The 14,977-nt window shown below is 36.8% G+C and carries 14 protein-coding genes; 12 read left to right on the top strand and 2 right to left on the bottom strand.

Annotation, left to right across the window (positions count from 1 at the left end):
- Window positions 1–57: 57 nt before the first annotated feature.
- From liaF to KHA87_RS01645, 3 genes are all read left to right on the top strand, one after another.
- Window positions 58–828 (top strand): cell wall-active antibiotics response protein LiaF, encoded by a 771-nt coding sequence (liaF, locus tag KHA87_RS01635; RefSeq protein ID WP_213092374.1) that lies wholly within the window; start codon window positions 58–60, stop codon window positions 826–828.
- Between the two features lie 12 nt (window positions 829–840).
- Window positions 841–1,869, top strand: coding sequence for a sensor histidine kinase (locus tag KHA87_RS01640; protein ID WP_349305546.1), 1,029 nt, complete (start codon window positions 841–843; stop codon window positions 1,867–1,869).
- 140 nt (window positions 1,870–2,009) lie between these two features.
- Entirely contained in the window at window positions 2,010–2,654 is a 645-nt protein-coding gene (locus KHA87_RS01645) for a response regulator transcription factor (RefSeq protein WP_213092375.1), read from the top strand.
- 19 nt (window positions 2,655–2,673) lie between these two features.
- On the opposite strand, the gene KHA87_RS01650 is transcribed toward KHA87_RS01645, so the two are convergent.
- A complete protein-coding gene (locus tag KHA87_RS01650) occupies window positions 2,674–3,171 on the bottom strand; it encodes an antibiotic biosynthesis monooxygenase family protein (RefSeq protein ID WP_213092376.1) in 498 nt (165 codons plus the stop codon).
- 526 nt (window positions 3,172–3,697) lie between these two features.
- Here KHA87_RS01650 and hemE point away from each other — a divergent pair.
- From hemE to KHA87_RS01670, 4 genes are all read left to right on the top strand, one after another.
- Window positions 3,698–4,750 (top strand): uroporphyrinogen decarboxylase, encoded by a 1,053-nt coding sequence (hemE, locus tag KHA87_RS01655; RefSeq protein ID WP_213092377.1) that lies wholly within the window; start codon window positions 3,698–3,700, stop codon window positions 4,748–4,750.
- 5 nt (window positions 4,751–4,755) lie between these two features.
- On the top strand, window positions 4,756–5,688 hold the full coding sequence (gene hemH / locus KHA87_RS01660; protein WP_213092378.1) for a ferrochelatase: 933 nt from the start codon (window positions 4,756–4,758) through the stop codon (window positions 5,686–5,688).
- 175 nt (window positions 5,689–5,863) lie between these two features.
- Entirely contained in the window at window positions 5,864–6,436 is a 573-nt protein-coding gene (locus tag KHA87_RS01665) for a TetR/AcrR family transcriptional regulator (protein WP_213092379.1), read from the top strand.
- A 72-nt stretch (window positions 6,437–6,508) separates the two neighbouring features.
- Window positions 6,509–8,716 carry a YhgE/Pip domain-containing protein gene (locus KHA87_RS01670; RefSeq protein WP_213092380.1) on the top strand — a complete coding sequence of 736 codons (2,208 nt, stop codon included), beginning with the start codon at window positions 6,509–6,511 and terminating at the stop codon, window positions 8,714–8,716.
- Window positions 8,717–8,911: 195 nt separating this feature from the next.
- On the opposite strand, the gene KHA87_RS01675 is transcribed toward KHA87_RS01670, so the two are convergent.
- Window positions 8,912–9,493 (bottom strand): SCO family protein, encoded by a 582-nt coding sequence (locus KHA87_RS01675; protein WP_213092381.1) that lies wholly within the window; start codon window positions 9,491–9,493, stop codon window positions 8,912–8,914.
- Between the two features lie 211 nt (window positions 9,494–9,704).
- On the opposite strand from KHA87_RS01675, the gene KHA87_RS01680 reads away from it, so the two are divergent.
- The 5 genes from KHA87_RS01680 to KHA87_RS01700 all read left to right on the top strand — a co-directional run bounded on the left by KHA87_RS01680 (window position 9,705) and on the right by KHA87_RS01700 (window position 14,642).
- Window positions 9,705–10,109, top strand: a complete 405-nt coding sequence (locus KHA87_RS01680) for a FixH family protein (RefSeq protein WP_213092382.1) — start codon at window positions 9,705–9,707, stop codon at window positions 10,107–10,109.
- A gap of 141 nt (window positions 10,110–10,250) precedes the next feature.
- Window positions 10,251–10,985: an MBL fold metallo-hydrolase gene (locus KHA87_RS01685; protein WP_213092383.1), complete on the top strand. Its 735-nt coding sequence runs from the start codon at window positions 10,251–10,253 to the stop codon at window positions 10,983–10,985.
- Window positions 10,986–11,018: 33 nt separating this feature from the next.
- The gene (gene lplA, locus KHA87_RS01690; protein ID WP_213092384.1) at window positions 11,019–12,008 is read left to right on the top strand and encodes a lipoate--protein ligase; all 990 of its coding nucleotides are present in this window, start codon (window positions 11,019–11,021) and stop codon (window positions 12,006–12,008) included.
- Between the two features lie 964 nt (window positions 12,009–12,972).
- Window positions 12,973–13,674: a response regulator transcription factor gene (locus KHA87_RS01695; protein WP_213092385.1), complete on the top strand. Its 702-nt coding sequence runs from the start codon at window positions 12,973–12,975 to the stop codon at window positions 13,672–13,674.
- Entirely contained in the window at window positions 13,671–14,642 is a 972-nt protein-coding gene (locus KHA87_RS01700) for a sensor histidine kinase (protein WP_213092386.1), read from the top strand. Before KHA87_RS01695 ends, KHA87_RS01700 begins: the two co-directional genes overlap by 4 nt.
- Window positions 14,643–14,977: the final 335 nt, after the last annotated feature.

Genomic DNA, 14,977 nt, shown 5'->3' on the forward strand with positions numbered 1-14,977 from the left:
AATTTGTCTTTTTTTCTCGAAGTTTATTTAGTGAGATTGAAAAGGCGGCGAAGAATTTTGATTTTTTCAGCGATTTTACTTGTAATTGGAATAGCACTTCTTCTAATAAATATTGGTGTCATTTCCTTGGAAATGAAAGATGTTTTTGTCATGTTTTTGCCGGTTGTGTTTGGTTTTGCCGGATTATTGTATTTAATCCAAAGTATTCGGAGAAGATCCTCCGGCTCTTTTTTCCTTTTCTTACTTTTCACCTTCTACGGAACCTTATTAGAGCTGAGTCATTATGGAGTGGTCCGCTTTACATATGGGGATTGGTGGAGACTATGGCCAATTATCATTATCTATCTTGCAATCAAAAAAATCTTTTTTAAGGAAAAAGTTAAATTCTCCATAGAAGCAGACTTTGATGACAAAGATTTTGTAGATATAAAGGAGTTTAAAAGCAAGGCTAAAAGAAAGTATAAAAAAAGCTTTACCTTAATAGGGGATATGGAGTTTAAAAAGCAAAATTGGCCGTTAAAATCGATGGATTTGCATAATTTAATAGGAGATTATTATTTTGATTTTAACAAAGCCTTCATTCCAGAAGAAGAAACAAGGATTACTATCAGGTGCCGTATCGGGGATGTAAAGATGCTTATTCCGGAAGATATTCCTGTCCGGGTAATAACGAAGATCAAAATGGGAGACATTCGTCTATTTGATATGACTTCATCAGGAACGAAACCACAGCTAGTTTTTGAATCACCTAATTATGATGATTCTATTAAAAAAATTGATATTTTGGTTGAAGTAGGAATTGGCGATATAAGAATTGATCGTGTATAGGGGTGGAGAATTGTGCGAAGGTTTTTAAGCATCCGTTTTTGGTTTATCCAAAACTTTCTCACCATGGCTGTTATCTGCAGTTTACTTTATTTTGTAGGACTGCAATTTTATTTATTAATTAATCACGAAACTGTAATAGATACAAAGAAAATTCTTTTTCTTTCTCTATTTATGTTTTTCATATTTGCAACTTTTAGTGTTTATTTTGGCTTTCGAAGCGGAAGAACATTTTTGCGGAAATTAGATGATGTTCTATCATTTGTTTCGATATTACGAAGTGGAAAATACTCTGCACGTGTAGAAAATTTTGAACAGGATGAAATTGGCCTCATACTAGATGAGATGAACCAGCTTGCTGCATATATTCAAGATCAGGTACGGTCATTACAAAGATTGGCAGATGAAAAAACGGAGTTAGCCGACCAAGCGCATCAAGCAGCAGTAATGGAGGAAAGGCAGCGTTTGGCAAGAGATCTCCACGATTCCGTCAGCCAACAGTTATTCGCACTTGGAATGTTATCTTCCGCTGCTTTAAGAACGGTTACAAAAAATCCGATGGAAGCGGAAAATATGCTTAAGCAAGTAGCAGGAATATCGGCAAAGGCCCAAGGTGAGATGCGAGCTCTTTTGCTGCATTTGCGTCCTATTGATTTAAGAGGAGATTCGCTGGAAGAAGGAATCTATAAATTAGTTAGAGAATTAAAAGAAAAGACAAACCTTGATATTGAAAGCAGCATTAAAGACCTCGGTGACCTGTCAAAAGCGATTGAAGAGCATGTTTTCCGGATTGTTCAAGAGGCACTTTCAAACATATTAAGACATGCCCATGCTACAAAAGTAAGAATTACACTGGAGACAATGAAAGACCATCTGCATTTATATATTAGTGATAATGGCGATGGTTTTAGTGTGGAACGTAAATCCATAACCTCTTATGGTCTGCAGACGATGCGTGAGCGGTGTGAAGAGCTTGGAGGCGTGTTTCAAATCCGGTCAAAAGAAAATGAGGGAACATATATTAATATAAGAATACCTTTATAGTGTAGCTTTCTTAATTTGTTTTATATCCTAAATCAGACAAAGTTTCGGACATCTTATCACAAAATGATGAATATGGAAGTTTAAAGATTCTACAAGACAACAGTTTAAGAAAAGCACCTTTATAAGGGAGGGGAAAAGAGATGGAAAGGGTAAAAGTAATGATAGTGGACGACCATGAGATGGTCAGACTAGGAATCCGTTCCTACTTACTAACCGAAGATAGAATTGAATTAGTAGCGGAGGCAAGCTCTGGCCAAGAGGCTGCTCAGCTTGCCAAAAAGCATTTACCCCAGGTAATCCTAATGGATCTACTGATGGAGGATGGTACTGGGATTGATGCAACAAAGGAAATCTTATCATTTTTACCGGATTGCAAGATTATCATTCTTACAAGCTATTATGATGATGAACAAGTATTTCCTGCGATTGAAGCAGGGGCTCATAGCTATATGTTAAAAACGTCAAGGGCAGAGGAAGTAACAGCAGCCATTTATAAGGCTATACATGGAGAATCGGTAATAGAACCGAAGGTAGCACATAAAATGATGAATCGTTTTCGGGGACCTGCAAAGCAGCCTCATGATGATTTAACGGAAAGAGAAATGGAAGTGTTGAAATGCTTAGGGGACGGCATGACGAATCAAGAAATAAGCGATTATCTATTCATTGGTGTAAAAACGGTTAAAACACATGTAAGCAATATTTTAAGCAAATTAGGTGTGTCGGATCGAACACAAGCAGCAATTTATGCTAACAGAAACAATATTGTCTTAGCAAAAAAATAAGAGCCTCATGGCTCTTTTCTTATTCTTCATTTGGAATTATATATTGTGTAAAATAAGCAGGTCCGGAAAAAATGCTTTTGAACTCTGCAGCGGAGACTGCCTTTTGCGCTTCTTCATAAGAGCTGGAGTGTTTCCAATCCGAATAAGCTTTTTCGTTCTCCCATAAAGTAAATTCCACATATGTATCACCTTTTAAAGGACGGAGCAATCGGATAGCTTGAAATCCAGAAACCTTGCTTATTGACGGTATTCTTTCTTTAAAGCGATATTCATATACAGGCCTTCCCTCGTCTGTTACGGGCACATTGTTAAAAACGGCCAGACCTCTATTCACTAAATAACCCGAACTCTCCACAACTTCATATTTACGCGGTACCTCAAACACCGATTTATTTGTTGATTCATGAAATAATAGTGAATTTTGTCCATTTTGCATAAGGATCATGTTTGCATCTGCATTTTTTGCTTTGATTTTTTCTAAAAAATCATAAGTCCCTGTTGTTATGTAAACATACATTTCATCACCCCATCATTCCACAGTATTATTTATATTATATCCATTCCCTATATGAAAAAGTATAAACAATTAGCGGAGTCTCTGATATAAAATATAATAGTAATTACATAAGGCTGTTTTCGTATAGATTGTTGTTTTTCGTATATTGTTTTAATTCCAAATATAGTCTTAGCTTGGGGCATCTTTTCTTAGGATAATTATTCATACATAATCAAGGATAATGGCTTTATTAAGATTTTTATCTGAAAAAGCAACAAAGTTTAAGAAAAGAGCCTTACATAAAATCTGTTTATGAAAAAAATGTTAACTTCTTTAATAGTAAATAGGTGTAATAATTTTTTCGAGATTAAAGAGCAAAAAATTATTAGAACCAAACCTAAATAAAGAAGAATTTTTGACAATTATCATGCTTTACTATACTTTTGCATGGAAAAAGTCTATAGTGAAAACAGACTAAAAATAACAATAATTATATTAAAATGATTACAATAAGGGATAGTATGTTTGAAAGGTGGCCATTTTGCAGATGACTAAAATTATAAACGATTCTCTCATTAAAGCAGCAAGAGGTGAAAGGACAGATCATGTACCAGTTTGGTATATGCGGCAAGCAGGCCGATCACAACCGGAATACCGCGCTTTAAAAGAGAAATATTCTTTATTTGAAATTACACATCAACCAGAGCTTTGTGCATATGTTACAAGACTTCCGGTCGAAAACTATGATGTGGATGCAGCAATTTTATATAAAGATATTATGTCTCCGCTCCCAGCTATCGGAGTAGATGTGGATATTAAGTCTGGAATTGGTCCGGTTATTCATAACCCTATAAGATCCATTATGGACGTGGAAAAGCTTGGAGAAATTCATCCAGAGGAAGATGTTCCATATGTATTGGATACCATTAAGCTTTTAACGGAAGAGCAATTAACCGTTCCTCTTATTGGCTTTGCAGGAGCTCCTTTCACCGTTTCCAGCTATATGATTGAAGGTGGTCCTTCGCGTGATTATAAGAAGACGAAGGCACTAATGTATACGGAACCGAAAGCTTGGTTCATGCTAATGGACAAGCTGGCAGAGATGACTATTACATATGTACGTGCGCAAATTAAGGCGGGAGCAAGTGCAGTACAAATTTTTGATTCATGGGTAGGCGCTTTAAATGTGGAAGATTACCGAACATTTATTAAACCAGTTATGACGCGTATCTTTTCTGAGTTGAGAAAGGAAAATGTTCCGCTTATTATGTTCGGAGTGGGAGCAAGTCATTTGGCGTTGGAGTGGAATGACCTTCCGCTTGATGTTGTCGGACTTGATTGGAGACTTCCAATTAGTGAAGCACGGGAAAAAGGAGTTAACAAAGCTGTCCAAGGTAATTTAGATCCTACTGTTCTATTGGCTCCATGGGAAGTTTTAAAGGAAAGAGTGAAAAATATATTGGATCAAGGTATGCAGGTACCAGGGTATATCTTCAATCTTGGACATGGTGTATTCCCGCAGGTGGATCCAGATGTACTGAAACGATTAACTGCTTTTATTCATGAATATAGTGCTGCAAGAATTAAGGAAATGAGGTAAGGAAGATGGCAAAAAAGAAAATGGGACTTCTTGTAATGGCTTATGGTACGCCATATAAAGAAGAAGACATTGAACGCTATTATACTCATATTCGTCACGGTCGAAAGCCAACCCCAGAAATGCTGGAGGACTTAAGAAGCCGCTACGAAGCGATAGGCGGAATATCTCCATTGGCAAAAATTACAGAGGAACAAGCTTTTGGATTACAAGACCGTCTGAATGAAGTACAAGACGAAATAGAATTTAAAGCTTACATCGGCTTAAAGCATATTGAGCCTTTCATTGAAGATGCGGTTGGAAAAATGCATGAAGACGGTATAGAAGAAGCGGTATCGATTGTATTAGCTCCACATTTCTCTACCTTTAGTGTAAAGTCCTATAATGAAAGGGCGAAGGAAACAGCGGAAAAACTAGGTGGTCTGCAAATTACTTCTGTTGAAAGCTGGTATACAGAACCGAAGTTTATTCAGTATTGGGTAGACAAGGTAAGGGATACATATAAAAGCATGAGTGAAGAGGAACGTAGATCTGCTTGTTTAATTGTGTCAGCACATAGTTTGCCAGAAAAAATTCTACAATATGGAGACCCATATCCACAACAGCTTAAAGAAACGGCAGAGCTTATCACAGAGCAAGCTGGTATTACAGAATATGCTATTGGCTGGCAAAGCGCCGGAAATACTCCGGATCCATGGCTTGGACCTGACGTTCAAGATTTAACGAGAGATCTCTGCAAGGAGAAGGGTTATAAAGCATTTGTCTATATTCCTGTAGGATTTGTCGCAGAACATTTAGAAGTACTGTATGATAATGATTATGAGTGCAAAACGGTAACAGAGGAAATAGGCGCCGGCTACTACCGCCCGCCAATGCCAAACGCACGCCCTGAATTCATTGATGCTTTGACTACCGTTATTTTAAAACATATTAGCAAATAGAAAAATCTGCTCTTCCTGAGCAGATTTTTTTCATGTCTGGAAATAGGAGCAAGTCTAGAGGAAAAAAATATTAATTCGCTTGCTTGATAAAACTGAATATGATATATTATTTTACGTAAAAAACTAAATGACCATTTTGGTATTTTGGTCATTTCTTCGAAAAGTGGTGAATAAAATGGTAATTGATCGCAGAAAGTTAATCCTCGAAGCTGCACACAAATCCTTTTCGCTATTTGGCTATAAAGCAACTACGATGGATCAGGTTGCAAAGCTAGCGAATGTAGGAAAAGGGACGATCTACACATTTTTCAAAAACAAGGAAGAATTATTTGCTGAAATCATTTCCTCCTTATTAAAGGAAATGAAGGCTGCAGCAGAAATTAATTTGCATACGGAATTGCCCTTTCATGAAAAGGTTAATCGGACCCTTTTCCAGCTATTAGAATTTCGTAAGGAGCATCAATTAACGATTAAGCTTTTTCAAGAGGAAAGAGATATTGGAACTCCGGCTGTTCAAGAAGTGATGCAACGAATTGAGGAATCAATTTTAAATTATATTCAAAACATCATTTTGGAAGCTATCCAAAAAGGTGAAATTAAACAATGTAAACCGGATATTACAGCCTTTATTATCTTAAAATTGTATATAGCATTAATTTTCGACTGGGAAAAGCACCATAAGCCACTTAACAAAGAAGAAATTTCCGAGTTATTTAAACTGTATTTATTTCAAGGATTATCAATTTGATAATCCCGAAATTTTATCTTACTTTGACCAAATGAATGAAATGGTCAAAAATTTTCATGGAGGTTATGCCTAATGTTTATTGCTGAATTGAAAAAAATCCTCCGTCATCCAATGTTACTGATTTCGACTCTTGCTATCACATTTGTACCAATTATGTATGCAGGTATGTTTATTTGGTCTTTTTGGGATCCATATGGACATTTGGACCGATTACCTGTGGCGGTTGTAAATAATGATAATGGTGCTGTATTGGACGGAGAGCATTTAAAGCTAGGGAAAGAGCTGGCAGATAAATTAAAGGACAGTAAAGACTTTGATTTCCAAATAGTCGAGAGTAAAAAGGGTTTTAAGGAGCTCAAGAATCAGGATTATTATATGCTAATTGAGATTCCGGATAATTTTTCTGAAAATGCAACTACCTTGATGGATGATCAGCCGAAAAAATTAGAACTAAAATATATTCCGAACGAAGGAGCAAACTATCTTTCTTCCAAGATTGGCGACTCAGCGTTGAAGGAAATAAAGGCCTCTGTATCAAAAGAAGTAACTGCTACCTATGCAGAGCAGATTTTTGATAAATTGAAAGAGATGGGCAAAGGCTATGCGCAAGCAAGCAAGGGAGCATCTTCGATATACGATGGTGCTAAAAAGCTTAATAATGGTTCTAAAACAATGAAAGAAAACTTGGAAACACTTGCATCCAAATCTATTGAATTTGATAATGGATTGAAATCAGCTGCAGACGGTACAACAGACGTTGCCAAAGGAGCGTCCGATCTTTCCGAGGGACTTGGTCAGCTTGAGGAAGGGCACAAACAGCTCTTGCAGGGTGTTCAAGCAGCAAGTAAAGGAACGAATGATTTGGCGAATGGAACCGAGAAGGTAACGAAAGGCTTGAAATCTGCTGAAAAAGGTATTCAGGATGTAATGACTAATACCAATAAAATTCACGATGGTGCAAATAATTTAGCTGATTTGCTAGGTCCAGATGAAAGGTTCCAAAAGGGAGCAGACGCTACAGCTAAAGGTGCTTCAGACCTACACTTAGGTATTGTAGAACTACAGCAGCAAATACAGCCTCTTATCGCTTCATTACCGGATGGTCAACAAAAAAGTCAGCTGCAGGAATTATTGAAACAGCTTGAAACAGGCAGCAATAGTGTAGCAGGAGGCGCTGAGTCCATAAGCAATTCCATTGGAGATTTTCGTAATGGAGCATCTGACTTAGCAAACTCCATTGATAGGCTAAATAAAGAAGGAAACCAAACCTTAAAAGCAGGGTTGGACAGTATATTGACTGGTTCTTCTCAAGTGAATGATGGTGCAAACCAATTAAAGCTCGGATCTGGCCAATTGCTTCAGGGAATGACTATTTTCAATGATAAATTATCTGAGGCAGGAAATGGAGCGGCTAAGCTTGCTACGGGCAGTAGTCAATTAAAATCAGGTATGTCTCAATTGACAGATGGAGCTTCAAAGCTTACAAATGGTACATCGAAGCTCGCAGATGGTTCAAAGGATTTAAACAGCGGAACAAATAAGTTAACAGATGGCTCAAAAGAGCTGAAGGATAAATTAGGCGATGCTGCAAATAAATCCGATTCTATTCATGCAGATCAGAAAACATATAATATGATGGGAAATCCAGTGAAGGTTGATAAAACGGAAATGAATAAAGTTCCAAACTATGGTACAGGATTAGCGCCATATTTCCTATCACTTGGATTATTTGTCGGTGCCTTATTGTTAACAATCGTCTTTAATGTTAAAAATCCTGTTATCACACCAAAAAATGGGCTTTCCATGTTTGTAAGTAAATTCGGCGTGATGGCGTTAGTAGGAGTAATTCAATCATTAATCGCCGCTGCTATTGCTATTGGCGGGATTGGATTAGTGGTAAAAAGCATTCCGCTATTTATCTTCACAGAAATGATCACAAGCCTAACTTACATGGCACTGATTCTATGCTTAACAGCATTGCTTGGAGATCCAGGACGATTTTTAGCTATAATTATATTAATCCTACAATTAACAAGTAGCGCTGGAACATTCCCGTTAGAATTATTGCCGCCAGCATTACATCCAGTACATGAGGTATTGCCGATGACTTTCTCCTTAAATGCATTTAAGGCAGTAATTTCAACCGGGAACTTTAGTACCGTGTGGCACAATCTAGGATTACTTGCAGTGTATATGGTTGTTTTCATGGCTATTACAGTTGTATATTTTACAGCGAAATATAAAAGATCACATACGAATACAATAGAACAAGCAATGTAAAAAAAGTTAGGGCTCTTGCCCTAACTTTTTTAATCCAGGATATATCCGTATATTGCTGTTTTTCATATATTATTCTAAATCCTATTACAGTCTTAGCTAGGGCACTTTTCTTAAGAGGAGTAGGCTCCTATAACCAAAGGTTTCCCGTTACAAGGATTTTCGACTGAAAAAGCAACGAAGTTTTAGAAAAGAGCATTAATCCAATAATTTTAAATCCTTAATAATCTCCTCAGGCTGAAAGTCTTTCCCACCTGAGTAATCATTTATAATTTCCCCTTTTTTATTGATTAGATAAAAACTAGTACCGTGAACCACTTGCGTATCATTCTCCGGCTTTTTAACAAATTCTTTGAATTTATCTAAGGCAAGCTTTTCGATTTCTTTCTGAGAATATCCTGTTAAAAGATGCCATGTAGTAAAATCTGGTTCGAAATGAGAGGCATAATCTTTTAACCTTTTGGGAGTATCTACCTCAGGGTCAACGCTGAAAGAGACAAAATGAACATCTTTAAGTCCTTCCGCTTTCGCCTTTTTTTGAAGTTCGCTCATTTGATAAGTTAATTGCGGGCATATAGTAGTACAGCTTGTGAAAATGAAATTAGATACCCATACCTTTCCCTTAAGATCCTTCATGCCGAAAGGCTTTCCATTTTCATCGGTATAATTAAAGTTTCCAACCGGCTCACCCTTTTTTTGACTTAAGGTATTACTGCATGCACCTAGGCTTATTAAGGAAAGTATTAATAATAGCAATAGAGGTATTCGTAAATGTTTCAAAATGGTATCCTCCAGTATGTAAATATATTATTTGACTACATTATAGACGAAAAACAAGGTAAAAATGGTCTACTGCTGAAATATTCATGAAATGCTCAAAATTAAAGAAGTGTTTTTATTTATAAAATTGTCAACACTTATTAACAATACTTACGTATTCTGGTTCAAGAGTAATGTTACCATATAATATATCAAGGTAGGAGGGGACTTTATGTCACGTAAAATATTTATAGGGTTTTTTATATGCCTTACGGTAATAGTATTATCAGCATGCGGGAGCAATCAATCCAATACATACGATAAAAAAGTGCCGGTTGAGTTAACGGTTGCCTTAAAAGTTCCAGATAAAGCCAATGTAAATGATAAGGTATCTTTGCAGGCCTTAGTAACTCAAGGAAAAGAGAAAGTAAAAGATGCGGATGAAGTGAAATATCAAATTTGGGAAGGAGACAATATTAACAACAGTAAATATATTAATGCAAAAAACGATAAGAACGGGAATTATACGGCTGAAGCGATGTTTGACCACTCCGGAACATATCAGATTCAAGTTCATGTAACGGCAAGAGGTCAGCATGTAATGCCGAAAGCGAAAATAATCATTAATACTAAATAAACGATTTGTTTTCTGCCCGTGAGCCATCACGGGTTTTTGTATGGTTTATCACACTGTTTTTCTTGATGGAATTTGGGTAAAATGGAGTGAGTAAATTGCTATAGGGAGTCTATTGGACTATAATTTTAGGAGGGAAAGAGTATGAAGGTAACGGTTATAGGGCAGTGGGGCGGATATCCGAAAGTAAATGAGGCAAGCTCCGGATATTTGCTTGAGCATGATCAGTATAAATTATTGATAGACTGTGGCAGCGCTGTATTATCGAAGCTACAAAACTTTGTTCAGCCTGAGGATCTGGATGCTGCAATTATTTCTCATTACCATCCGGACCATATTGCGGATGTCGGCGTACTTCAGCATGCGCTATTAATAGGAAAATACATGGATAAAAACATTCAAACATTACCTATATATGGTCACGAGGAAGATATGAATGGATTTCATGCCTTAACGTTTCAAGATGTAACGAAAGGGATCGGCTATAATCCTGAAGAGAAGCTTCAACTTGGACCTTTTACCATTAGCTTTTTAAAGACGAAGCATCCTGTTCCATGCTATGCAATGAGGATTGAAGCAGATGGTAAGGTTTTCGTCTATACAGCTGATACATCTTATCTTGACGCATTCCCGGCATTTTCAAAGGATGCAGACGTATTGCTTTGCGAATGTAATTTTTATGGAAATATGGATGGATCCGCGGCAGGTCATATGACAAGCTATGATGCTGGTAACCTTGCTAGCCTTTCGGGTGCAAAGCGCTTAGTTTTGACACACTTGCCCCAATATGGTGATTTAGAGCAGTTGAAAACAGAAGCAAATGAGAAGTATTCTGGTGAGGTGTTATTGGCTTACTACGGATTAACAATCCAATTATAAATAGAAACATATTTAAATAATGGGGTGTTACATATGTTGTTTATCGACAATCAAGGAATTACGGATCCGCAAATTAATCTTGCAATAGAAGAATATGCATTAAAAAATTTAGATCCGAATGAGACATATCTTTTGTTTTATATCAATCGTCCATCTATTATCATTGGAAAAAATCAAAATACAATAGAAGAAATTAATACGGAATATGTAGACAAAAATGGTATTATTGTTGTTCGCCGTTTATCTGGTGGTGGTGCTGTATATCATGATCTCGGTAACTTAAATTTCAGCTTCATTACGAAGGATGATGGGGAGAGCTTTCATAACTTCTTAAAATTCACTGAGCCAGTAATTAAAGCACTGCAAAAATTAGGAGTTAATGCGGAGTTAAGCGGTCGGAACGATATTCAAGTTGGGGAGCGAAAAATTTCGGGAAATGCTCAATTTGCTACAAAAGGACGCATGTTCAGCCATGGTACATTGATGTTAAATTCTGAGATTGAAAATGTAGTTTCTGCGCTAAAGGTGAAGAAGGACAAGATTGAATCCAAAGGAATTAAATCGGTTCGTAGTAGAGTTGCTAACATATCCGAATTTTTGAATGAAGAAATTACGATTGAAGAGTTTCGTCAATTGTTGTTAGAATCGATCTTTGAAGGACAAAATCCAATACCTGAATATAAATTAACGGATGAGGATTGGGAAAAAATTCATCAGTTATCCAAAGAAAGATATCAAAACTGGGATTGGAATTATGGAAAATCACCTAAATTCAATTTACAGCATTCTCATCGTTTCCCAGTTGGAGGTATTGATGTCCGATTAGAAGTAAACAAAGGTGCAATTGAAAATTGTAAAATATATGGCGATTTCTTTGGTGTTGGTGATGTAGCGGATATTGAACAAAAGCTTGCAGGTGTTCGTTATGAACGCAACGAAATTGAAAAGGCACTGGAAGATATTGACGTTAAACACTATTTCGGTAACATTACAAAGGATGAACTTGTGAATTTGATTTATTAAGGATATGACCCTCTCACTTGGTGAAATTTGAAGTGCCAATTTCACTTGATGAGAGGGTTTTTCTTTTGGGCTATGAGTTGATGATAATATACAGCTCAAGAATTATTAAGACAAAATATACTGATTTCCGTTTGGGCTTGTCGTTGGTCATATGAAGGACAAGTTAGCGGTCTTGCAGAAGTAAAATGTCCTTCATAAGCCGGATGAAGGACAAAATAGAGAGAAAAGTGAAGTAAAATGTCCTTCATAAGCGGGATGAAGGACAAAATAGAGAGAAAAGTGAAGTAAAATGTCCTTCATAAGCCGGATGAAGGACAAAATAGAGAGAAAAGAGAAGTAAAATGTCCTTCATAAGCCGGATGAAGGACAAAATAGAGAGAAAAGTGAAGTAAAATGTCCTTCATAAGCCGGATGAAGGACAAAATAGAGAGAAAAGAGAAGTAAAATGTCCTTCATAAGCCGGATGAAGGACAAAATAGAGAGAAAAGAGAAGTAAAATGTCCTTCATAAGCCGGATGAAGGACAAAATAGAGAGAAAAGAGAAGTAAAATGTCCTTCATAAGCCGGATGAAGGACAAAATAGAGAGAAAAGAGAAGTAAAATGTCCTTCATAAGCCAGATGAAGGACAAAATAGAGAGAAAAGAGAAGTAAAATGTCCTTCATAAGCCAGATGAAGGACAAATTAGAGAGAAAGTGAAGTTAAAATGTCCTTCATAAGCCGGATGAAGGACAAAATAGAGAGAAAAGAGAAGTAAAATGTCCTTCATAAGCCAGATGAAGGACAAAATAGAGAGAAAAGAGAAGTAAAATGTCCTTCATAGCCTCACAGGACAAGTAAGCATATGATCTAAGGGGAAATGCCTTTTATAATACTAAAGGATTTTAGCAAGACAAGTTAAGTTATTAAAATATATAAATATTTGTTAAAATCAATGGAGGAAAATAGGCAAAGGGGAAAAAAGAATGTTTAAGATATTCATTATTGAAGACGATAGACGGTTAGTAACTCTTCTTCAGGAACATTTACATAAATTTGGCTTTGTAACAAAGTCGGTTGCAGATTTTGCTACTATTCGCACACAGTTTGAACAGTATTCGCCGCATCTCGTTTTATTAGATGTGAATCTTCCTAAATTTGACGGCTATTATTGGTGCAGGCAGATTCGGAATATATCGACTTGTCCTATCTTATTTATCTCAGCTCGAGAAGGAAAGATGGATCAAGTAATGGCCTTAGAAAATGGCGGAGATGATTATATAACAAAACCATTTGATTATGAAATAGTCATTGCCAAGATTAATAGCCAGCTTCGCCGGGCATATGGAAGTTATGCTGGTTCTCAAAATGATCGTTCCCATATTGTGAATGGATTAAAGCTCGATGTGGAGCGGTTGACCTTAACCATCGCTGATAACATTGTTGAACTAAGTCATACGGAAGCGAAAATATTAGATGAATTAATGAAAAAGGCAGAACGTGTTGTCAGCCGGGATCGATTATTGGAAAAAATATGGGATGATCAAGCATTCGTGGATGACAATACATTAAATGTTTACATCACCCGGGTAAGAAAAAAATTGGCCACCTTACATATAGAGAATGCGATTGAAACAATCCGTGGACAAGGGTATCGACTTAACCCGAATTGGGGGAAGGATGAATGAAGCTTTTCTTGCGCGAACAGCTGCCGTTAATAGTTTTCTATATTGTACAGCTTTTTCTTATTACTCTTATATACTGGTTAGATGGGTATAGGCATATATATATATCTTTATATGCAGCTTTACTAAGCGGCTGTTTACTGCTAGGTTATCTTGCATATCGCTATATTACAAATCGTGCATTTTATAAGCGTTTGGAAAAGCCACTTTCTACAATGGATGAATTTTTGAATATAGAGCATCAAACACCATTATCTGTAAGCTTGCACGTTCTACTTACTAGCCAATTTCGGTCTTTTAAAACTGAGTTGTATAATTATCAAAGAAAACTTGAAGGCCATATTCAATTTATTAACCAATGGGTGCATCAAATGAAAACCCCTGTTTCTGTTATTCATCTGATGATTCAGGATGAGGATGATCCACGTTTCACTGCGATTGGCGATGAACTCGATAGACTGCAAAAAGGATTGGAAATGGTGCTGTACACATCTCGGCTCGATACATTTGAACGTGATTTTTATGTAGAATCCTTGTCATTGGAGCATGTTGTTCGGTCTGTGACATCAACTCACAAGCGTTTATTTATTCGTAAGCATGTGTTCCCGGTAATAGAAATAAATAAGGAGCTCCAGATTGCATCTGATGAAAAGTGGTTATCCTTTTTACTGACACAACTAATTACGAATGCTTTACGCTATACGGTACAGGAAAATAAGAAGATTTATTTCCGTGGCTTCATACGGGGGATACATACGATTCTTGAAATACAAGATGAAGGGGTAGGAATTCCCAAAAGTGATTTGCCGCGTGTATTTGACCCATATTTTACAGGAGAAAATGGCCGCAGCTTTCAGGAATCCACGGGGATGGGACTATATTTAGTGAAACAAATTTGCGAAAAGCTTGGACATCGTGTTGAAATAGAATCTACTGTAAACAAAGGCACCATCGTTCGTCTGATCTTCTAAAAGGATGCCAGGCACCATGTGTTCACATGGTGCCTGGCACTTTGTGTACGTATAGTAAAATAAAGATTAATTGTCATATAAATTACTTAACGAGTTATCCTATGCCCAGCTCCAGCGCCTATCAGCTAGCGGATTTCTACGTCTCCTCCCTGAGATAAGTCAACATCGACTCGTCCCTCGTTGTGATTCCTATATCTCAGTCGAAGACTACGAAGGTGAAATTACACTTCAAATCTCACTCATCCGTACACTGATGAGCAAGGCACCTACGCTTTTCTTAACCTTACAACTTTGTAAGCTAACTGTAAGTTAATGAAATGGTTGTAAAAATGGAA

The sequence above is a fragment of the Bacillus sp. FJAT-49736 genome (genome assembly GCF_018343615.1).
In the GTDB taxonomy this organism is placed as follows: domain Bacteria; phylum Bacillota; class Bacilli; order Bacillales; family Bacillaceae_C; genus Margalitia.